This is a genomic window from Anaerocolumna xylanovorans DSM 12503 (assembly GCF_900143645.1).
Lineage (GTDB): Bacteria > Bacillota > Clostridia > Lachnospirales > Lachnospiraceae > Anaerocolumna > Anaerocolumna xylanovorans.
The window spans coordinates 110,680-132,831 of sequence record NZ_FRFD01000010.1 but is presented as its reverse complement, the minus strand read 5'-3'; the positions used below and the strand labels follow the sequence as shown (position 1 = coordinate 132,831).

Sequence of the window (22,152 nt, the reverse complement as noted above, 5' to 3'; positions counted from 1 at the left end):
GACAATATAAGAAATATTGATTTTACTTATACCGCTTATATGTGTATAATAAGAAAGTAATAAGGCATGGTAACCGGTTTTGTTACGATGCCATTTTTTTGTTTAGCAGGCGCTTAAGTCTGTTGGAATTGTAAATTCACGGGTACAAAAGGAGGAAATTTCATGGTAAAAGCAATAGTAGGCGCTAATTGGGGCGACGAAGGCAAGGGTAAAATAACGGACATGCTTGGTCAGGAATCCGATATTATTGTAAGATTTCAGGGCGGCAGCAATGCAGGACATACCATTATAAATAAGTATGGTAAGTTTGCACTGCATCTTCTTCCTTCCGGAGTATTTTACGACCACACCACCTGTATTATCGGCAATGGGGTAGCACTTAATATTCCCTACCTTTTTAAAGAAGTGAAGTCCTTAACAGACAGAGGCGTGCCGGAACCAAAGCTTTTGGTTTCAGACAGGGCGCAGATTATGATGCCCTACCACATTTTATTTGACCAATACGAGGAAGAAAGACTGGGCGGCAAATCCTTTGGTTCCACCAAGTCAGGAATTGCACCTTTTTATTCTGATAAATATGCAAAAATCGGCTTTCAGGTTTCAGAGCTTTTTGACGAAGAAAGCTTAAAGGAAAAGATTGAGAGCGTATGCGAAGCGAAGAATGTCATATTAGAGCATATGTATCATAAACCTGCTATAAATACAGACGAGTTATTCCGGACGCTTTTAGAATACAGGGATATGGTAAAGCCCTATGTGTGTGATGTATCAGCTTATCTTTATGAAGCGATAAAGGAAGGCAAGAACATCCTCCTTGAGGGACAGCTTGGAGCCTTAAAGGATCCTGATTTTGGAATCTACCCCATGGTAACCTCCTCCTCAACCTTAGCAGCTTATGGTGCTATCGGAGCAGGAATACCTCCTTATGAAATCAAGGAAATCATAGCGGTTGCCAAGGCTTATTCCAGTGCTGTGGGAGCAGGAGAGTTCGTCAGTGAGATATTTGGAGAGGAAGCAGACGAGTTAAGAAGAAGAGGCGGTGACGGCGGCGAATATGGAGCAACTACCGGAAGACCCAGACGTATGGGCTGGTTTGATGCGGTTGCTACCAGGTATGGCTGCAGGATGCAGGGTGCTACCCAGATAGCCTTAACGGTACTGGATGTCTTAGGTTACCTTGAGGAACTGCCGGTATGTGTAGGTTATGAGATTGACGGCGTGGTAACAAAGGATTTCCCGACCACTGTTAAGCTTGCCAAGGCAAAGCCCGTGTATGAAAAGCTTCCCGGCTGGAAGCAGGAAATCAGAGGAATCAAGAAATACGAAGATCTTCCTGAAAACTGCAGAAAATATATTGAATTCATTGAAAAGGAAATGGGTGTTCCCATTACCCTGGTATCCAACGGACCGGGAAGAGATGAGATTATCTACCGTTAACAAAAACTGCCGTACAGCGAATTGAAGTGAACCCCTTTTGTTAGACAAAATCTAACGAAAGGGGTTATTTGATGTCCAGTTTAAGTTTGAAATACTGTTTAATTTGACAGTAGCAGATTTTCCTGTACGTAAGGTAAGTTTAGCAGGATTAATGGCTATTTCCTTGAATTTTATAATATATTTTTTGGCATAGGACCAGGCATAGGAATTCTTAATTCCATTCAGGACAAGGTCTTTAGGGCAGCCTTAAAAAGCAGAAAAGCCAATTTCTTTTACATTACCTGAAAGGGTAATATTCTTTAAGCTGTGACAGGCATAAAATGCCGGTTCCATCTTTTTTACTGAGCTTGGAATGGTAATTTGTGTAAGAGCTTTGCAATAGTCAAAGGTGCCTTCGGATATCACTGCCAGAGAATTTGATAAAGTAATATTCTTTAATTTATAGCACCGGTTAAAAACCTGATATCCGAGAGAAGTCACGGAATTACCCATCTTAACAGAACTTAGGTTGATACAACCGTCAAAGGCATTACTTCCAATATAGATGACGGAATCAGACATGGACACACTTTTTAAGGCAGTACAGCTATTAAATGCTAAAGGACCAATTGAAGTAACAGAGGAAGGTATGATTACATCTCCGCCACCACCTTTGTAGCTGGTTAAGAAACCGTTTTTTATAACAAAGTCTTCTTTAAGCAGCCTGTATCGTCTGGGCGGGGACAATGCCTGAAAATGGAATGATTAAGACGGTTATCACCACTGCTAATAATAATTTCTTCATACTATTCATGGTACACCTCTTTCTTACGAATTATCATATGTTTGTATAGGATATATTATATTACAAAAATCAGGAAAATACAGCTTTATATAAATGTAAAGAATTTTCTTGCTTATTCCGATAAATATATCAAAGTCGGCTTTCAGGTTTCAGAGGTTTTTAAGGAAGAAAACTGAAAAGAAAGAGGTTAGTGTGAAAAATAGAAAGCATTTTTCACTTTCTATTTAGGCAGTTTCGCAAGTAAACTTGCGAAATGCATGGGTGTTAGTGTGAAAAATAGAAAGCATTTTTCACGCAAATTTGTGCCTGCGGCCCAAAGTTTGCAGGTACAGGAAAGGCATGGTTATTAGTATGTTAGAAATACCGGAAAGCAGCACAATTGCCAGACAGATGAATGAGACCGTCCAAGGAAAAGTTATCAGGTTTGCCAATGCCAATAAGTCTCCCCATAAGTTTGCATGGTATTTTGGAGACCCTAATGATTATAACAATCTGCTTGAAGGAAAGAAGATAGGGACTTCCTTTGCCAGAGGCGGAATGGTTGAAATTGAAGCAGAGGATTGCAGAATTGTTATCGGAGACGGAGCTGCGCTTCGGTTTTATGATGACCTTGGAAAGGTGCCGGAAAAGAACCAGCTCTATATTGAATTCACAGATGGTTCGGCACTTGCAGCAACAATCCAAATGTATGGCGGGATTTGGGCATTTAAAGAGGGTCAGAATGATAATCCTTATTACCTTGGTTCCTGTGAAAAACCATCACCCCTTAGCTGTGAATTTTCCTATGAGTATTTTAGGTCACTTTATAACGAATCCCTGCAGAAGAAGTCTGTGAAAGCATTTCTTGCCACAGAACAAAGAATTCCCGGAATTGGAAACGGAGTAATTCAGGATATGCTTTTTCAGGCCGGACTTCATCCCAAACGTAAAATGAGTACCCTTACCGAAGAGGATATGCGGAATCTGTATCAGACGGTAAAGAAAGTGCTGAATGAGATGATAGAGGGCGGCGACAGAGATACGGAAAAAGATTTATTCGGAAATACAGGCCGTTATATGACATACATGAGTAAGAAGACCTATGGGGAGCCCTGTACAAAATGCGGATACCTGATTCATAAAGAAAGCTTCTTAGGCGGCACTGTGTATTTTTGTGAGCATTGCCAAAGGGAGGAATAATTCACTCTATTTTTATATCTCTTTCAGGCAATCTAAAAGCTTATCGTTATTTTCTCTTGTGAGAAAGCAGAAACGGATGAACTGGCTGCCAAGCCCTGTGAAGGTGGAGCAGTCACGAATCATCATAGATTTTCTTATGGCTCTCTCAAACAAATCGTGGGAGGTAAGATCAGCATTTTTTATTTGCAGCAGAATAAAGTTAGCAGCAGGTTCATAGTACTTTAACCCGGGTATCCTATCCAGCTCATGCTTGATACGGTTTCTTTCGCCGCTTATCAGACTTCTGGTCTCTTTAATATACTCTTCATCGGAAAACATAATTTCACCTGCCAGGGAAGCCAGTATATTAATTGTCCAGGGATTTTTTCTCTCATTTACAAGGCTAATCAGTACGTCATCACTTACCAGGGCATAGCCCAGGCGAAGTCCGGGAGCAGCAAAGAACTTTGATATTCCCCGGATGACAATCAGGTTCTTATAAGAAGAAAGCAAAGAAACCGAGGTAACGCAGGAAATATCAGGAGTGAATTCTACATATGTCTCATCCACCATGCAATAAATATTTCTGTCCCGGCAAAAGGAAAGAATTTCTGCCATGGTATCTGTATCTATGGCAGAGGAGGTTGGATTATTGGGATTGCAGATTACAAAAAGATCGCAGGAGTTATCAAGGCTTTCTTTTAAAGCAGGAAGATTTATGATAAAGTTTTCCTCTTTCTTTAAGGGAAAATATTCAATCCTGCTGCCGCCCAGGGTAAGTTCTCTCTCGTATTCAGAATAGGTGGGGCTTAATATCAGGGCTTTTTTTGGCTTAATGAATTGAATGAACAGGGAAATAAGCTCTGTAGAGCCGTTTCCGACCAGAATATGTTCTATGCTGCATTTTTTTTCTGACTGCATATCTTTATTGACATAGGCAGCAATGCTTTTTCGCAGAGAGGTATATTCCCTGTCGGGATAATCCGTTATGGCATCAATGTGGCCGGATAGAGTTCTTCTTAGTACCGGGGATATGCCAAGGGGATTAACATTTCCTGCAAAATTGATAATATCCTCTTTTTTGATACCGTAATACTTTTCTATTTTTTCTAAATCACTTCCGTGAAAATGTTCCTTAGGGTTTATCATAGTCCATCCTTTCCCTTGCGAAATCCTGTCGATTAGTGTTATAATAATTATAATGTAAACGTAAAAAATTGCAACACAATACATGAATAATCAAGTCTTGAGGTGAATTGGTTGAAAGAGAAGATAAAACAGCTGGCTGGCGGCTGCTTTGAATATGAGTCTCCTGCTTTATTATTGTCGGAAGAAGAGCTTATTATAACGGTGGATGCAGGCGGCTGCTATAAAGGAACACTTGCTGTCTGGAATTCTCTTGGCACCATACTCACTGGGCAGCTGTATTCTTCCAGTACTTATTTTTTGACAGAGAAGAATGTATTTACAGGAGAACGCTGTGAGATAGCCTATACCGTGCAGGCAAACACACTGGTACCCGGTGATATGGTACGGGGCTTTCTTGATATCGTAAGCGACAGCGGAGAAGCCAGAATCCCTTTCTTTATTACGGCAGAACCTCCTTATCTGAATTCCTCTCTTGGGAAGGTCAAGGATTTCTTTCATTTTACCAATCTGGCCAAGACTGATTGGGCCGAGGCAGTAAAGCTGTTTAAGACAGAAGGATTTCGTGAATTTCTTGGATACCGGGATAAAAAATATCTGGTATTGTATGATGCGCTAAAGAAAAGCAGGTCGGCAAGCCAGGCGTTGGAAGAATTTCTTATTGCAGTCCGTAAAAAAACTCCCGTTAATTTCATTGTAGATAAGAATATCCTTGAATATGAAGTGGGTACGGAAAGCTTCATGGATAAGATTGTCTTAATGAAGGATAATTGGGGGTATGAAGAGATACGGGTAAGCTGTGAAGGAGATTTTATCGTACCGGAGCATAAAATCATATGGTCGGACTATTTTGTAGGAAATACCTATCCCCTGGAATTTGTAATACAACCCCCTAAAATGCGGAAGGGAAGAAATTACGGGAAGATTATTCTATCCTCTGTTCATGATACAATTGTAGTTGAAATAACGGCAATGCGCAAGTCAGAAAAAGAGGAAGAGAAGCACAGAAAAAGACATATCAGGGAAAAAGTCATTTCCTGTGTGAGAAATTACCTGAATTTCAGAGAAAACCGCATTAGTCCTGAGGAATATACCCAAAATACAGCGGCGGAACTAAGGGGCTTAAAATCGGGAGATAAGAACAACCTGTTATGGTATAAGCTTTTGGAAATCCATTTGATGCAGACAGCAGATATGGGGACAGCAGAAAAGGAAGATGAAGCAAAGGCCGCGTTAAATACCTTAAAGGCAGAAGTCATGGAAAAGAAGCAGGAAGAGCCGGCTTTCGTATGCGCTTACTGGTATCTTCTTGCGCTTATTGATAAGAGTGAGGAGATAGCTGCGGCTGCTTTAAAGGAAATAAGAGATATCTACCATATGAATTCCTATGATTATAGGATAGTATGGTTTTTGTTATACATAGACAGGAAATTTGACAGCAATAAAGGACAGGCACTGGAGCTTTTAAAGGAGCAGTTTTATCATGGCTGTCGCAGTCCCTATCTTTATTTTGAAGCACTTTTAATCTACAAGGAGAATCCGGTGCAATTAACAGAGCTAGGAGACTTTGAGATACAGGTGCTGCTGTTTGGTGCCAAGGAAAACTATACAGACGGCGAATTGGCAGGACAGTTTGCCTATCTTGCTGCCAAGAAGAGAGAGTTTGTAAGCGGCATTTATTACTGCCTGACATTACTGTACCGGAATTTTTCAGAAAAGGATGGGAATGAGGAACAGGCACTTCTTAGTAACCTGTTAACGGCAATTTTAAGCCTGTTAATTAAAGGACATAAAAGAGGAAAGAAGTATTTCACATGGTATCAGCAGGGAGTAAAGGAACAGCTTCGCATTACAGAGCTGTATGAATACTATCTTTATTCCTATGACGAAGAGGAGCAGAACAAGCTGCCCATGCCTGTGCTGCTGTACTTCATTTATAATAGCAGCCTAAGTGATAGAAAGCGGGCCTTTCTCTATGCTTATATTATAAAAAATAAAGAAGAACTTGCTTCCATTTACCGAAGCTATAGTAAGAAAATTGAGAATTTCGGGAAAAGGATGCTAAAGGAGCATGTTATTGACAGAAACCTCTCTGTTGTCTATGAAGAACTCATAACAATGAACGGCTTTACCGAAGAAATCGGAGAGGACCTCTCCTTTGTGATGTTTAAGCAGGAATTATGCTGTAAGAACAGTAGCATAAAAGGTGTGATAACGGTACATGCAGAAACCGGTGAGGAGGTATATACTCCCCTGGTGTCAAATTGTACTTTGATAGACCTCTATACCGAGAATCATGAAATCCTGCTTGTGGATAACCAGGATAACCGCTATGCGAAGACAGTTGCCTATACCCTGTATCCCTTCCTTGGAAAAGACAATTATCTGATGGATTGTTTAAAGCATACGTGCAGGAATCCGATGGTACTCCTAAACTATGCCGATAAAATAGACACTTACCAGAAGTTTGATGACGAATCTGTCCAGATAAGAAGAAGTCTTTTGGAACTTCCCTTTCTGAAAGAAAGCTATAAGAGCAAGATTCAGATGGAATTAATCTCTTTTTATTATGATAATTTCCAGGGAGATTACCTGGAGGATTATCTGGAACAGATTACACTGAAAAATCTTGCCAAAGCCGACAGGGTAAAAGTTACCGAGCTGCTTATCATACGGAATTTCTATGGAGAAGCAAAAAAGGCCTTAGAGGAATACGGGTTTGAGGACATCCAGATTAACAGGCTGATAAAGATATGCACATGGCTGTTAAGTGAGAAAACATCAGAAGATGATGAACTTGTGCTAAAGCTGTGCTTTTATATCTATAAGGCAGGTAAATATAATGAGGAAATATTAATATACCTGTCAAGGCAGTACGAAGGTGCCACCAGGGAATTATACAGTCTTTGGGAAGCAGCCTGCGGCTTTGAGGTTGATACCTGCATTCTGGAAGAAAGGCTGTTGATGCAGATGCTCTTAACGAGAGAATATCTGATTAATTCCCCCCAGGTATTCTTAAAATATTACCAGAGAGGATGCAACCGGAAGCTGATCCGGGCATTCTTATCCTATCATGCATATAAATACCTTATTAACGGCAGAATTCTCAAAGGCGAATTGTTTCAGGTCATGAGAAGAGAGCTGATATATGAGGAAAATGATGTGTGCATGCTGGCACTTCTAAAAAAGCTTTCCAAAGAAGAGTGCTTTGATGAAAGCGAGAAGGAATTTATCGATTATAATCTGCAGCGTTTCTTAAGAAGGGGAATTATTCTGCCCTTTTTCAAGGATTTCAAAGGGGTCTTACCCTTGAACGAGAAAATAAACAGCAGCTGCTTTGTAGAATACATATCCAATCCGGGGCACAGGGTTTTCATTCATTATCGCATGGAGGATCAGGAGGAATTTACGGAGGAAGAAATGACAGATATGTTTCTTGGTATCCACGTAAAGGATTTCATTCTCTTTGCAGACGAAAGCCTTCAATATTATATATCGGAGGGAGAAGGTCCCCAGGCAGTTATAACTGAAAGCGGGAGCTTAAAGGCGGAACAGGAGATATCAGAGGAAGAGGATACCCCCTATGACCAGATAAATTTTATGATAACGGCTCTTGAAATGAACGACTATGAAAGTGTGCAGGAGAGTATTTTACATTACGGGGAAAACCGGTACCTGATAAAGGATTTGTTCGGCATTTGACAAAGTTCGGACGCTTTAAAGAAAGGAGGCAATATGGCTGAAAAAAGAAGCTTGTTTTTAGGATTTGATTTTGGAAATGAAGATATCCAGATATGCTGCTATAATCAGAAGACCTTGGAACCGGAATCTGTTACTTTGCGAAAAGGTGACCGGCCATATTTCTATCCTTCACGTATAGGACTTAAAGCAGGTGCAAAAGAGTGGGTATTCGGTGAAGAGGCTTTGGAATTACAGGAAAAGGGATTGTGCCAGGTGGCGGATAATCTGTTAAAAAGGACAGAGGATGGGACAGAAACCATGCTGTATGATACCGCTTATCCACCTGCCTATCTGCTGGAAAAGCTTTTTCGCAAATGCCTTACCCTGGTGACCTTAAAGTTTCCGGGAGAGGGCATTGCAAAGCTTACGGTGACTGCCAGCGAGCTGAATGAAAGTATAAGGACAGTGCTTAAGGAGGTATTTTCCAATCTGGGTATTAAAGAGGACAGATTGATCTTACAGAGCCACTCCGTAAGCTATGAATATTATGCCCTAAGCCAGAAAAAAGAATTATGGAGTAATGATGTCGGCCTTTTTCATATGGATGAAGAGGAATTCCATTACAGGCAGATAAGCATTAATAGAAAATATACTCCCATACCCGTTGGAATTACCCAGAGGGATTTTGGTGATATTTTAGATTATGAGGAGGTACTTAAGGGAGATAAGGAGCGGTTGGAATACTGCTTTTTAAATCTTGCTAAAAGCCTTTTGCATAAACAGCTTGTTACCACCATATATGTAACGGGCTGTGGTTTTGAGGGAGACTGGGCAGACAATGCACTAAAGGAATTGTGTGTCGGAAGAAGGGTTTTTAAGGGACAGAATCTTTATGCGAAGGGAGCCTGCTATGCAGCAAGAGAGAGTGAAGAGGAAGAAAAGAAGAAGGAGTTCCTTTTTCTTGATTCAGACCAGGTAACCTCCCTGCTGTTCATAGAAGGTATAAAAAACGGAAAATCCACAGAGATACCCTTATGGGATGGATATAAAGCATGGTATGAAGGGCCTTTGGTCCAGGAGTTTATTCTGACAGGAGATAATTGTTTAAAGCTATTGGTAAAGGATTTATTTACCTTAAAAAAGGAATACCATGAAATGATTCTGGAAGGCTTGCAGGTCAGAGGAGATAAGACTACAAGGATAGAAATTTCAGCTTCCTTTAAGGACAGGAAGACAGCTGTTATCAATGTATATGATAAAGGGTTTGGGCAGATGATTCCTTCTTCCGGGCTAAGCTGGGAACAGGAAATAAAGCTATAAGGAGGCTTGAGAGTATGGGAATACTAATAGCATGTGAAGAAAATAAAGCAAAGCTTCCCTACCGCTTTAAGGTAACCGGTACCAGTATATATACGGCAGAGGAGCTTTATTATTATATCTATCATAATATGCTGCTTTTGACCGATGAATTATATGAGGAAGCCTTTCTTGCCTGGCTGGAAAATGAGCTGTGCCTGAAAGAAAAGGCAGAAAAGATACGGGAGCTTAAGAAAAAGCTTTCAGGCTATGATGCACTGACAGAAGCGGCTTTGGTCCTGCTCTCCGGCGACTGCTATTATAAGGAGGAAGAGGTACAGAATTTCCTTATAAAACAAAGTGAAAGGAAGAACGTATCACCCACCGAGATGGCTGTAAAAAAAGCGGAATCCTTTTTACAGCATGGACGGTATTTTGAGGCGGAGATGATTTATGAAAGCCTTCTTGCCGGGGATGCGACCTATTCTCTCTTAAAGGAAGAAGCAGGAAGAATCAGGCATAACCAAGGTATTTGCAGACTGCATACGGAGGGGTTTAAAAGGGCGGCGAAGGACTTTAAGGCTGCTTACGAGATGACGGGCAGGGAAGAATCCAAAAGGCAGTATGTGCTTTGTGTGCTGTTAAGCAGTACGGATGGGTTGGAATTTATAGAGCCATTAAAATCAGAGGAAAGCAGTGACGAAGAAAATATTGACAAGGCATATGTAGAAGGTATCAGGGAAGAGATAAGGGACAGCCTTATGAGGTACAAATCTTCTTCGGAATATAAAGAATCCGAGGAGCTAAAAGAAGCAAAAGAGGACGGCAAGCTGATTGGTTTTACACAAGGGGCAAGAAAAATCATTCATAGCTATAAACAGGAATACCGGTCAGAGAATTCATAATCCGGTAAGCATAAAAGGAGATGGCTACATGGGATTTTGGAAACGCAAAAGTAAGGAGAAGACAAAAGAACAAAAGAATGGGACGGTTTCCATAGCAGAAGAATTAACGACAGCAGACTATACGGTCTTAAAGAAGGAATTTATTGAGGAAAGCTGTGACCAGGTTGTTGAAAGCACACTTCAGGCACAGGAATTAAAGGCAGAATTCCAGGCGGTTACCTCTTATATCAGTGATATTCAAAAAATTGAGGGCATGGACAGAGAAGACAGGGAACTGGTGAATGATCTGGCCAGAAAGATATTGACATTATCAAAGGACAGGGAGAGATATAAAAAAGGAGTTCGAAAGATTAAAGATATCCAGTATCAGAATCTTGCAAAGTTTGAGGAGAGTATTCCAAGTGATTTGAAGAAAATGAGTTCATGGGAATCCTACAGTTCGGTGATTCAAAATGACCTTAAGTATCTGGAAAGTGAGAAAACAGCGTTACTGCACCAAAAAGAAGATGTAGAGGCAAACCAGAAAACCCTTAGTACCATAGGAATTACAACCAGTGTTCTTTCTGTTTTGTTATTTATGGTATTTTTATGGATAAATATAAAGACAAAAGCTAACATGCAGCTGCCCTTTATGCTGACGGTTGCTATGGACGCAGCGGCAGCAGCCTATATCTTCCTTCGCTCCAAGGAAAATAAAAGGGAAACGGCAGAAGCAGAGAAGAAGCTTAACCGCGCTATTCTGCTGTTGAATAAGGTTAAGATAAAATATATCAATAATACCAATGCGTTGGATTACTGCTATGCCAAGTACATGGTTGACAGTCAGGAAAAGTTAAGCTTTTTATGGCAGCAGTATAAAAAGGAAAGAGAAGATGAAAACCAGTATAAATTAAGCAAGGACCAGATGGAATATTACAGCAAGGAATTGACTTCCCATTTAAAGGAAGAAATGGTGTCAGACTCTAAAATATGGGCATATCAGTTAGAAGCACTGCTAGATAAAGCGGAGATGGATAAGGTCAGTGAGGCCCTGTTTGAAAGAAGGCAGAAGCTGAAGGAGCGGATAGAGCAGAATAACCGTCTGAAAGAAAAATGCATAGAAGAAATTGAAAAGTTTACGAGAGAGAACGATGAAAATAAGGTATATGTGGCAGAGCTTTTAAAAAAGAAAGGAATCGCTCTTGACAGATAAGAAAAGTTTTCATATGATATTCATAGCTTGAAAAATAAAAGACATTTTTCAAATTCTCTATTTAAGCAGTATCGCAGGCAAGCCAGCGATATGCATGGGGATAAGTCGGTTAAATCAATAAAATAACGTAAAATGTTATGACGGAGAGGATTAGATAGGTAAGTGTACCAGAGAGGACAGTTCGTGGGCTGAAAGACTGTCTTGCTTACTGCTTATTGAAGTAGCTCCCGAACTGTATCTTTGAAGAAGAGTAGGAGATACCGGGCGATCCCGTTACAGAGAAAAGGCAGCTTGATCTATGCTGTAAATAAAGGTGGTACCACGGTTCTTCGTCCTTTCTGACGGGGAACCTTTTTTTTATCTTATAGGAAATTATATCCTATAAGATAAAAAGCCCTACGGGCGGGATGCACATGATGCGCCAAGGAAGTTGTCACTGCGTGACAGCGCATCAGCGCAGAGTCTGGCAAGCCAGACTCTTTCTTATTTTCCGAAAGTATGGAACATCCTTTATGTTTGTCCTGAAATCTTCATTGCAGGCAGGATAAAGCTGTAAAATAAGTATAACAAAAATATAAAAATTGGGAAAGCTATCAATAACCCAAAGGAGGAAATGAATTGAAGAAGGAACTTGAAAAAAACTATAATCCTGGCGATATTGAGGACAGACTCTACGCCAAGTGGATAAATAAGAAATATTTTAAGGCAGAGGTGGATAAATCGAAAAAATCCTTTACCATCGTAATGCCTCCGCCAAATATCACAGGACAGCTTCATATGGGGCATGCCCTGGATAATACCATGCAGGATATCCTTACAAGATTTAAGAGAATGCAGGGATATAATGCGCTCTGGCAGCCGGGAACCGACCATGCCAGTATTGCAACGGAAGTAAAGATCATTGAACAGCTGAAAAAAGAAGGAATTGATAAGAAGGACCTTGGAAGAGAGGGCTTCTTAGAGAGAGCCTGGCAGTGGAAGGATGAATACGGCGGACGTATCATCAGCCAGTTAAAGAAAATGGGCTCCTCCTGTGACTGGGACAGAGAGCGGTTTACCATGGATGAAGGCTGTTCAGAAGCCGTTGAGGAAGTGTTTTTAAGGCTTTATGAAAAAGGGCTGATTTACAAGGGCTCCCGTATTATAAACTGGTGTCCGGTATGTAAGACCAGTATCTCCGATGCAGAGGTGGAACATGAGGAGCAGACAGGACACTTCTGGCATATTCTCTATCCCATTGCCGGAACAAAGGAATTCTTAGAAGTTGCTACCACCCGACCCGAAACTATGTTAGGTGACGTTGCAGTAGCAGTACATCCGGAGGATGAGCGCTATAAAGCTCTGATTGGAAAGAATGTCATTCTTCCCTTCTTAAACAAGGAAATTCCGATTATTGCAGACACCTATGTTGACAGGGAATTCGGAACCGGTGTTGTTAAAATAACTCCTGCTCATGACCCTAACGACTTTGAAGTTGGTAAGAGGCATAACCTGGAACAGATTAATATCATGAACGATGATGCCACCATTAACGAAAAAGGCGGCCAGTTCGCAGGAATGGACCGTTATGAAGCCAGAAAGCTTATGGTAAAAGAGCTGGAGGAGATGGGACTTCTAAAGAAAGTAGAGGAGCATGTCCACAATGTCGGTATTCATGACAGATGTAATACAACTGTAGAACCCTTAATCAAGCAGCAGTGGTTCGTTAAGATGGACGAGCTCATTAAGCCTGCCATAGAAGCAGTAAAAAGCGGTGAGATAGCTTTTATACCGGAACGTTTTGATAAGATCTATTTTAACTGGACCGATAATATCAGGGATTGGTGTATCTCCAGGCAGCTCTGGTGGGGACACAGGATACCTGCTTATTACTGCGATAAATGCGGTGAAGTAGTGGTAACAAGGGAAATGCCCGAAGTCTGCCCGAAATGCGGTCATACCCACTTGAAGCAGGATGAGGATACGCTGGATACCTGGTTTAGTTCTGCCCTGTGGCCGTTTTCTACCCTTGGCTGGCCAAAGAATACCGAAGACCTTGACTATTTCTATCCCACGGATGTACTGGTAACAGGCTATGATATCATCTTTTTCTGGGTAATCCGCATGGTATTTTCAGGCTATGAATATACCGGTAAGGCTCCCTTTAAGAAGGTATTAATCCATGGACTGGTAAGGGATTCCCTTGGCAGAAAGATGAGTAAGTCCTTAGGAAACGGTATCGATCCCCTTGAAATCATTGATAAGTACGGTGCAGATGCCCTGCGTCTTACTCTTATTACCGGAAATGCACCGGGAAATGATATGCGTTTTTACCTGGAAAGAGTGGAAGCCAGCAGAAACTTTGCCAATAAGGTATGGAATGCTTCACGTTTTATTATGATGAACTTAGAAAAGGCAGAAAACGAAGGAAACAAAGAAGTTCATCTGACCCAGGCTGATAAGTGGATACTATCCAAATGCAATACCTTAGTCAAAGAAGTAACCGACAATATGGAGAACTTCGAGCTTGGTGTTGCCGTTCAAAAAATATATGATTTTATCTGGGAGGAATTCTGCGACTGGTATATCGAGATGGTAAAACCCAGACTTTACAGTGATACCGATGAGACCAAGAGTGCGGCAATCCAGACCTTAAAGCAGGTGCTTATAACCTCCTTAAAGCTTCTTCATCCCTATATGCCTTTTATTACGGAGGAAATCTATTGTACTCTCAAAGAGGCAGAAGGAAAGGATGGGGAAGAGGTATCCATTATGATATCTGACTGGCCGGTATATGAGGGGAAGTTGGCCTTTAACCGGGAGGAAGAAGCGGTAGAATTAATCAAAGCAGCCGTTAAGGGTATCCGTACAGTACGTACCGGCATGAATGTTCCTCCGTCCAAGAAGGCTTCCGTTATCATCGTGACAGAGAGCGGCAGAATAAAAGAAATTTTTGAGAACAGCAAAGCCTTCTTTGCTACTCTTTCCTATGCTTCGGAGGTCATGATACAGGCAGATACTGACGGAATTCCATCCGATGCGGTTACAGCCCTTATCCCGGAAGCGGTTATTTACATGCCTTTTGCGGAGCTTGTAGATATAGAGAAAGAAATCGAAAGATTGAACCAGGAAAAGGAACGTCTTACCAGTGAATTGAACCGTGTAAACGGAATGTTATCCAATGAGAGGTTCGTAAGCAAGGCACCGGAGGCAAAGATTCAGGAAGAAAAAGAAAAACTGGCCAGGTATACCCAGCTTATGGAACAGGTAGAGGAACGCCTTAAAAATCTTAAAAATAGTTAAGAGAAATACACTTGATTTTTAACCATATTATGGGTAAGATAATAAATAAAAAGACGTGGAAGCAGTAAGGAGATTAGCATGATTAATTTTGATGAAGAGATAGCTAAATTTCAGCCAAGCCTTGAGGTTGACCAGGCTGAGGAAGTAATTCACAGCAACGATTTGTCCGACATAACAGACATTATTAAGACTATGCTTAAGGAAATCAAGGATAGAAATTAAAGGAAAGGAAGCCACACAGATTCTTTCGTTAAAGTGGCGGGAAAAAGACATGATATGTCCGGCATGCAACAAGAGCATACAGGGTAAGAATAACCGCTGTGAATGCTGCGGTGAAGACCTGACTGTTTATAAGAAAGTTTATATGATGTCAAACCGGTATTATAATGAAGGGCTTGAGAAATCAAAGGTGCGGGACCTTTCCGGTGCTGTCATCATATTAAAGAAAAGTCTTGAGTTAAACAAAAGGAATACCGATGCCAGAAATCTTTTGGGTTTAATTTACTATGAGATGGGAGAGTCGGTTGCTGCGTTAAGTGAATGGGTCATCAGTAAACACTTTCAGCAGGAAACCAATGATGCAGACAGGTATATGGAATTAGTGCAGGCTAATCCTACAAGGCTTGAAAACTTAAACCAGACCACGAAAAGATACAATGCTGCTCTTTTATCAGCCAAGCAGGGGAATGAGGACCTGGCTATTATACAGCTTAAGAAGGTAACAAACTTAAATCCCCATTTTGTAAAGGCACTTCAATTGCTGGCTCTTTTGTATATGAAGGCCGGTGATATGGAGAAGGCCCTAAAGAATCTGACAAAAGCAAGTAAAATCGATGTTTCCAATACGACCACTCTTCGTTATCTGAAGGAGTTAAATGAGGTTACCAGTACTTCGGCAGAAGACGGAAAGGCAGAAAGAAAAGAAGAACGCAAGGTAATAGCAGAGCCTATAGCCTTTTCCCATGCACCTTATAAGGAAGATAAGCCCAATATATGGCCTTTTGTGAACCTGATTATCGGTATCGCAGTGGGTATTCTTGGAGCGATGTTCTTAATACTTCCTACTGTAAAAGATAATTATCAGAGCGAATATAGTAAGAAGATTAATGACAACAGTGCCGCTGTTAATGAATGGCAGCAAAAGTATGATTCCGTCCAGAAGGAAAAGGAAAGCCAGGATACAAAGATTGACGGCTTGAACAAGCAGATTGAGGAATTAAAGGGAAGCCAGTCGGATGACACTATCTATGAACAGCTTATAAAGACAGCAGCTCTCTATATCAATGAGCTGCAAAAGGGCAGCAGCTCGCAGATAGATTATCTGGCGGTTGCAGATGAACTGGCGAAGATTCAGAATGATAAGCTTGAACAAACGGAAGCCGTGGCTCTTTACACTAATATCAAGCAGGCGGTTGGAAGCAATGCCTCGGCTGCACTTTATGAAAAAGGACATGACCAGTATTCGGCCAGAAAATATGATGATGCTCTTAAGAATCTGCTAAGTGCTTATGAACTGGATGCGACAAATGTAGATGCGGTATATTTTATCGGCCGGAGTTATCACCAGCTTGGAGACTATGACAATGCAAAGAAATACTATAATATTGTCATTGAAAAATTCCCGGATTCCTGGCGTGTAAATGATGCCAAGCAAAGAATGACAGATATCCAGTAGATAGCAGAAACAACCTAAGAATAAACAGAAAGATAAATATAGAAGCAAAAGAAAAGACAATTCCAAAAATTAATTGGAATTGTCTTTTCTTATATAGACGAATCAAAAAATATATGTTAAAATATGTAAATGTAAACATTTGGGATTCAAGTGCGGCAATTTGCATAGGAATCAGAAGAATTATGATTTTATGATAAAGTCAGGCGGGTAAGGTTTTTGTTTCTTGAATATCAATTGGAGTTGTAAGATTGAAATGAAAGTCAGGAAAGAATATCCGGAAGAGAGGTATGCATGGAAAAACAAGAACCATTAAAGAAAGCGGGCAGTACAAGCGGAAAGGAGGCTGCAGAGTACCATATTAAGGATAGATGCCTCATTATTAAGGTGAAGCAGGATTTAGACCATCACAATACCCTGTCCATCAGGGAGCAGTCGGACAAGCTGCTTGATAAGGGGCAGATTAAGAGCATTGTATTTGACTTTTCCGGAACGGATTTTATGGACAGTTCCGGTATCGGGGTCATAATGGGACGTTACAAAAGGCTCACGCTTTCCGGGGGGAAGATTTTTGTAACGGGCATTAACCGTAATCTAGACAGAATATTCAGAATGTCCGGGCTGTACAGGATAGTTCCGAAATTTGATTCCATAGAAGAGGCCGTTGCAAGGAGCCGTTAAACCGGGGAAAGGGATTTGAACAGGAGGATAAGTATGGATACCAACGAAATGTTATTAGAATTTGACAGCAGATCTGAGAATGAGAGCTTTGCAAGATCCGTAGTGGCAAGCTTTGTAGCGCAGCTTGACCCCACACTGGAGGAAATTTCCGATATCAAAACTGCTGTTTCAGAAGCCGTGACCAATGCAATTATTCATGGCTATGAAGAAATGAAAGGAAAAGTAGTTGTAGTTTGCAGAATATTTGAGCATGAGGTTTATGTGGAGGTCCGTGACCGGGGCAAAGGCATAAAGGATATTAAACAGGCAATGGTGCCGCTATTTACGACAAAACCGGAGGAGGAAAGATCCGGTATGGGATTTTCTTTTATGGAGGCCTTTATGGATGAGCTGGATGTAGAATCAGAAATGGGCAAAGGCACAATTGTAAAGATGAAAAAGAAAATCCACTAAGAAAATAGACTGATATCCTGATAAACCCAAGGCGGCAGGAAGGAAGTGAAACAGTGGACACAATCGAATTAATCCGTTTATCGCAAGCCGGAGACAAGGAAGCAAGGGATAGGGTTATAACGGAGAATATAGGATTGGTATGGAGTATTGTAAGAAGATTTATGTCCAGAGGACATGAGACGGAGGATTTGTTCCAGATAGGAACGATAGGACTGATCAAAGCCATTGATAAGTTTGATATGTCCTATGAAGTAAGGTTCTCCACCTATGCGGTACCCATGATTATGGGAGAAATCAAGCGGTTTTTAAGAGATGACGGAGCCATTAAGGTAAGCCGTTCCATGAAGGAAACAGCCGGGAAAATACGCATTACCAGAGAAAAGCTGGGAAGCCTTTATGGCAGGGAGCCAACACTGGAGGAAATCAGCAAGGAACTGAATCTGGCAAAAGAAGAAGTACTTATGGCGTTGGAATCCGGAGCAGAGGTAGAATCTTTATATAAAACGATTTATCAGGGGGATGGGAATGCCATTTATCTCATTGATAAATTGGAACAGACAAATGATGACAGCGAAAATATGATTGATAAGCTTGCATTAAAGGAAACCATAGCTTCTCTTGATGAGAAGGATCAGGAATTAATCAGGCTTCGATACTTTATGAATAGAACGCAGACGGATATTGCAAAAGAAATGGGAATTTCCCAGGTGCAGGTATCCCGTCTGGAAAAGAAAATACTTATGAAAATGCGGGAAAAAATGTCTTAAAGCATGGGAATCATTACCAGAATAGAAAAGAAAAGTAAGCAGATAATATCCGTATAAATAGAAAAATTTACAAAACAGCATCACTGTAAAAGAGATGCTGTTTTTTTATTTACAATATCTAGAAAGACGAGGGATAGAGATGGCATTCAGACAAAAAAAAATTTGGATTTTTGCGGCAGTGCTCCTGTTAATTGCAGCAGGTATTGCGGTAGCTTTTCTCACACAGGATACGGAAAAAAGTTTTCATAAAGGAACGCTTGTCTATGAAAAAGAATATCTCAAGACTGCTGATATAAAAGGAAAGGTGTCTGATGAAGAATATGCGCCTATATATAAAGATTGAAAAGAGTACTCTGGTTCACCATAAGGTTATCCGCTTAAAAGATGTGGCAAAGCTCTATTCGCCGGAACATAAGGTTACGGATGAATTATACCAGCAGGTTCTTTATATTATCAAAGACGATAAAAAGAACAATTATATTTTTTCCGTTATGAAGCTAATTGAGCTTATTCACAGGAATTACCCCGATATTGAAATTATAAATTTTGGAGAATCAGACTTTATTATACAATATGAGCCACTCGGAAAGGAAAAGAAGCTATGGGAGTACTTTAAGGTAGCTTTTGTCTGCTGCATTGTGTTTTTCGGGGCAGCTTTTACAATAATGACTTTTAATGAAGATGCCAATGTATCGAAGATATTTGAAATCATCTATAAGTCCGTTATAGGTACGGATGAGGTGAAGGTCTCTGTGCTTGAAATATCCTATGCCGTAGGGCTGCCCTTGGGCATTATTATTTTCTTTAATCATTTCAGCAAGCTAAAGACAGGAAATGACCCTACTCCAATGCAGGTGCAGTTAAGATTATATGAGTCCGACATGGATGATACCCTGATTGAAAACAGTACGAGGGAGGGGAAATCCTTTGATGTTCATTAAATATCTGTTTCTTATCTTTCTGGGGCTGACAGGAGGCATCTTAATCGCTGCCGGAATAGTAGCCTTTATAACGATTGTAGGTGTGCTCACAAGACTGGCTATCCGAACCGATACTGCCAAGAGAATTCTTCTGTATGAAGACATTGTTGTAGTAGGCTCTGTCTTTGGAAATATACTGGATTTATTCAAGCCTCCTATACCCGTGGGGACAGTGGGGCTAATGGTATTCGGACTGTTTATGGGGTGTTTTGTAGGCTGCCTTGCAGTAGCCCTGGAAGAGGTAATTCAGATATTCCCTATAATGACACACCGTTTAAAACTTAAAATGGGAATACCTATAATTGTGTTGTTTCTTGCTCTTGGAAAGGGGTTAGGTGCCTTTTTTCAACTTTTTATCCATTATAAAAAATAAAGAATAAAATTTATCAGATTTATGTAAAATAGTAAGGCATTCATTCATGGTCAAAAAGGAGGTTCCTAAAATGGATAATAATAAAAAGCAGGTCAGTGCTGCTGACGTGGTGAAGGAACAGGATAAAGCAAAAAAGGCAGAGAAATACAACCAATATGTCAAGGATAAAACACCTACCCATAATAAAGTACTTAATTTCTTTAATGCTTACTGGGTGGGAGGAGTTATCTGCATTATCGGACAAGCCTTTAATAACTATTACACTTCCCTGGGGTGCAATAAAGACCAGGCATCCGCTTACACGGCTCTTTCCCTGATATTTCTGTCGGTACTTCTGACAGGATTAAATATATATCCAAAGCTTGCGAAGTTCGCAGGTGCAGGTACGGTAGTTCCGATTACCGGATTTGCCAATTCTGTTGCGGCTCCGGCAGTGGAATTTAAAAAAGAAGGGCAGGTTTTTGGTATCGGCTGTAAGATATTTACCATAGCGGGACCTGTAATACTATACGGTGTATTCTCCTCCTGGGTTCTTGGAGTTATCTATTATATATTGATGAAAACGGGAGTGATATAGAAATAAAAGTTTAAAACAGTGCGGAAATGAGGTTGAATTATGGAAAATAACAGTAAGATGTGCGGAAAGCAAAGCCTCTTGTTTGCGAATCCGCCTTATATCATAGCGGGCTCTTCTATTGCCGGTAAAAAGGAAGGAGAAGGACCCTTAGGCAGGTATTTTGACCAGGTAGAGGAGGATCCGATGTTCGGTGGAGATACCTGGGAAGATGCGGAAAGCAGGATGATGAGAAGGGCGGCAGATGCTGCTATTGAAAAGGCAGGCCTGAAAAAAGACGATATCAGATATATGGTAGGAGGAGATTTGCTTGGACAGCTGATTGCCACCTCCTTTGGTATTATGGATCTTGAGATTCCGCTGTTTGGTGTATACGGCGCCTGTTCTACAATGGGAGAATCCATTGCAATAGGCTCTGTTTTGGTAGACGGCGGTTATGGAGATAAGGTTATGGCAATTACTTCCAGTCACTTTGCCGGAGCTGAAAAGCAGTTTCGGTTTCCTCTGGCATATGGAAGCCAGAGACCATTGGCAACGAGCTGGACGGTCACAGGAAGCGGAGCGGTCATATTGGACAAAGACGACAATAGAAAGGAAGAGTTACAGGAAAAGGAAGCGCCGGTCTGTGTAAAAGGTGTGACCGTAGGAAGAATTGTTGATTACGGTGTGAAGGATTCTATGAATATGGGAGCCTGCATGGCACCGTCAGCTTATAAGACCATTGCTGCCAATTTAAATGACCTTGGGGTGAAACCGGAATATTACGATAAGATTATAACCGGTGATTTGGGGTATATCGGAAAGGATATCTTAATCGATTTGTTAAAGCAGGAGGGTTATGATATCTCGAAGAATTATATGGATTGCGGTATCGAGATGTTTGATAAAGATACACAGGATACTCATTCGGGAGGAAGCGGCTGTGGATGCAGTGCCATAACCCTTACAAGCTATGTGATACCAAAGCTTAGAAGAAGAGAATGGAAGAGAGTACTCTTTGTACCAACCGGAGCACTTCTTTCCACGGTAAGCTTTAACGAAGGCAATTCTGTCCCCGGTATTGCCCATGGCGTAATGATTGAGGGAATGTAAGAAGCGGATAGTGAATTATAAAGTTGCTAAAATTAATAAACCTGTTACATCAAGGTTTAAGAAAGGATTCCTATGGATTATTTAATAGCATTTCTGATTGGCGGAGCAATCTGCGCAGTTATACAGATATTGATGGATAATACGAAACTCATGCCAGGACGTATCATGGTAATACTGGTTTGCCTGGGAGCCCTGCTGGGGTCGTTAGGTCTATACGAGCCCTTTGAGAAATGGGCCGGTGCGGGAGCAACAGTGCCCTTGTGCGGATTTGGTAATTCCCTGTTTCAAGGGATAAAGGAAGCAATTGATAAGGATGGCTTTCTGGGGATATTTAACGGCGGCTTGACGGCTACATCGGCGGGTATAGCCGGAGCCTTGATTTTCAGTTATATTGCTTCCCTGATTTTTAGTCCAAAAATGAAAGGATGATAAAAGAAGCGCCCTGTCCTAAACCTACCAGGTTAAAGACAGGGCGCTTCAAGTTGTGTCATTATAAGTCCGCATATGCTCCACTTGCGAGAAATAGAGCCAAAGAAACACAAGTTATTACAATGGGGACGAGAGCAAACAAAAGCACAACTTTTTGCTTCCTCTTTCTGTCTATAACCAATGCAAGAATACCAAATATTGTCCCCAATATGGAAAATCTGACGGGTGCAACATCACCCGTCAGACACAT

Annotated in this window: 20 protein-coding genes and 1 other annotated feature; of the genes, 18 read left to right on the top strand and 2 right to left on the bottom strand. The window is 41.0% G+C overall.

Annotated elements, in window-relative coordinates; all coding sequences use genetic code 11:
• Positions 1-162 precede the first annotated feature (162 nt).
• Positions 163-1,437 carry an adenylosuccinate synthase gene (locus BUF11_RS17060; RefSeq protein WP_073590072.1) on the top strand — a complete coding sequence of 425 codons (1,275 nt, stop codon included), beginning with the start codon at positions 163-165 and terminating at the stop codon, positions 1,435-1,437.
• Between the two features lie 246 nt (positions 1,438-1,683).
• On the opposite strand, the gene BUF11_RS17055 is transcribed toward BUF11_RS17060, so the two are convergent.
• Positions 1,684-2,163 (bottom strand): leucine-rich repeat domain-containing protein, encoded by a 480-nt coding sequence (locus BUF11_RS17055; RefSeq protein ID WP_073590071.1) that lies wholly within the window; start codon positions 2,161-2,163, stop codon positions 1,684-1,686.
• Positions 2,164-2,560: 397 nt separating this feature from the next.
• On the opposite strand from BUF11_RS17055, the gene BUF11_RS17050 reads away from it, so the two are divergent.
• Entirely contained in the window at positions 2,561-3,400 is an 840-nt protein-coding gene (locus tag BUF11_RS17050; RefSeq protein ID WP_242952397.1) for an endonuclease VIII, read from the top strand.
• A gap of 12 nt (positions 3,401-3,412) precedes the next feature.
• Here the strand turns inward: BUF11_RS17050 and BUF11_RS17045 are convergent, their stop codons facing one another.
• Positions 3,413-4,528, bottom strand: coding sequence for a pyridoxal phosphate-dependent aminotransferase (locus BUF11_RS17045; protein WP_073590070.1), 1,116 nt, complete (start codon positions 4,526-4,528; stop codon positions 3,413-3,415).
• A gap of 111 nt (positions 4,529-4,639) precedes the next feature.
• On the opposite strand from BUF11_RS17045, the gene BUF11_RS17040 reads away from it, so the two are divergent.
• The 16 genes from BUF11_RS17040 to spoVAE all read left to right on the top strand — a co-directional run bounded on the left by BUF11_RS17040 (position 4,640) and on the right by spoVAE (position 21,902).
• Positions 4,640-8,227 carry a DUF5717 family protein gene (locus tag BUF11_RS17040; protein WP_073590069.1) on the top strand — a complete coding sequence of 1,196 codons (3,588 nt, stop codon included), beginning with the start codon at positions 4,640-4,642 and terminating at the stop codon, positions 8,225-8,227.
• Positions 8,228-8,260: 33 nt separating this feature from the next.
• Positions 8,261-9,526 (top strand): DUF5716 family protein, encoded by a 1,266-nt coding sequence (locus BUF11_RS17035; RefSeq protein ID WP_073590068.1) that lies wholly within the window; start codon positions 8,261-8,263, stop codon positions 9,524-9,526.
• Between the two features lie 14 nt (positions 9,527-9,540).
• Positions 9,541-10,407: a hypothetical protein gene (locus tag BUF11_RS17030; protein ID WP_073590067.1), complete on the top strand. Its 867-nt coding sequence runs from the start codon at positions 9,541-9,543 to the stop codon at positions 10,405-10,407.
• A gap of 28 nt (positions 10,408-10,435) precedes the next feature.
• The gene (locus BUF11_RS17025; RefSeq protein WP_073590066.1) at positions 10,436-11,599 is read left to right on the top strand and encodes a hypothetical protein; all 1,164 of its coding nucleotides are present in this window, start codon (positions 10,436-10,438) and stop codon (positions 11,597-11,599) included.
• 128 nt (positions 11,600-11,727) lie between these two features.
• Positions 11,728-11,939 (top strand) — a binding site (T-box leader).
• A gap of 278 nt (positions 11,940-12,217) precedes the next feature.
• The gene (locus tag BUF11_RS17020; protein ID WP_073590065.1) at positions 12,218-14,881 is read left to right on the top strand and encodes a valine--tRNA ligase; all 2,664 of its coding nucleotides are present in this window, start codon (positions 12,218-12,220) and stop codon (positions 14,879-14,881) included.
• Positions 14,882-14,959: 78 nt separating this feature from the next.
• Complete coding sequence (locus BUF11_RS24455; RefSeq protein ID WP_170866704.1) at positions 14,960-15,103, top strand: hypothetical protein; 144 nt, start codon at positions 14,960-14,962, stop codon at positions 15,101-15,103.
• A gap of 49 nt (positions 15,104-15,152) precedes the next feature.
• The gene (locus BUF11_RS17015; protein WP_073590064.1) at positions 15,153-16,556 is read left to right on the top strand and encodes a tetratricopeptide repeat protein; all 1,404 of its coding nucleotides are present in this window, start codon (positions 15,153-15,155) and stop codon (positions 16,554-16,556) included.
• A gap of 291 nt (positions 16,557-16,847) precedes the next feature.
• The gene (locus tag BUF11_RS17010) at positions 16,848-17,234 is read left to right on the top strand and encodes an STAS domain-containing protein (RefSeq protein WP_073590063.1); all 387 of its coding nucleotides are present in this window, start codon (positions 16,848-16,850) and stop codon (positions 17,232-17,234) included.
• Between the two features lie 33 nt (positions 17,235-17,267).
• The gene (gene spoIIAB / locus BUF11_RS17005; RefSeq protein ID WP_073590062.1) at positions 17,268-17,687 is read left to right on the top strand and encodes an anti-sigma F factor; all 420 of its coding nucleotides are present in this window, start codon (positions 17,268-17,270) and stop codon (positions 17,685-17,687) included.
• Between the two features lie 20 nt (positions 17,688-17,707).
• Positions 17,708-18,454, top strand: a complete 747-nt coding sequence (gene sigF / locus BUF11_RS17000) for an RNA polymerase sporulation sigma factor SigF (RefSeq protein WP_278277154.1) — start codon at positions 17,708-17,710, stop codon at positions 18,452-18,454.
• Positions 18,455-18,593: 139 nt separating this feature from the next.
• The gene (locus BUF11_RS16995; RefSeq protein ID WP_073590060.1) at positions 18,594-18,797 is read left to right on the top strand and encodes a hypothetical protein; all 204 of its coding nucleotides are present in this window, start codon (positions 18,594-18,596) and stop codon (positions 18,795-18,797) included.
• A complete protein-coding gene (locus BUF11_RS16990; RefSeq protein ID WP_073590059.1) occupies positions 18,766-19,395 on the top strand; it encodes a stage V sporulation protein AA in 630 nt (209 codons plus the stop codon). Before BUF11_RS16995 ends, BUF11_RS16990 begins: the two co-directional genes overlap by 32 nt.
• Entirely contained in the window at positions 19,385-19,807 is a 423-nt protein-coding gene (locus BUF11_RS16985) for a stage V sporulation protein AB (RefSeq protein WP_073590058.1), read from the top strand. The genes BUF11_RS16990 and BUF11_RS16985 overlap by 11 nt, the downstream gene beginning before the upstream one ends.
• A 70-nt stretch (positions 19,808-19,877) precedes the next feature.
• A complete protein-coding gene (gene spoVAC / locus BUF11_RS16980; RefSeq protein WP_175562090.1) occupies positions 19,878-20,384 on the top strand; it encodes a stage V sporulation protein AC in 507 nt (168 codons plus the stop codon).
• Between the two features lie 39 nt (positions 20,385-20,423).
• Entirely contained in the window at positions 20,424-21,473 is a 1,050-nt protein-coding gene (locus tag BUF11_RS16975; protein WP_073590057.1) for a stage V sporulation protein AD, read from the top strand.
• 72 nt (positions 21,474-21,545) lie between these two features.
• The gene (gene spoVAE, locus BUF11_RS16970; protein WP_073590056.1) at positions 21,546-21,902 is read left to right on the top strand and encodes a stage V sporulation protein AE; all 357 of its coding nucleotides are present in this window, start codon (positions 21,546-21,548) and stop codon (positions 21,900-21,902) included.
• The last annotated feature ends 250 nt before the right edge of the window (positions 21,903-22,152 follow it).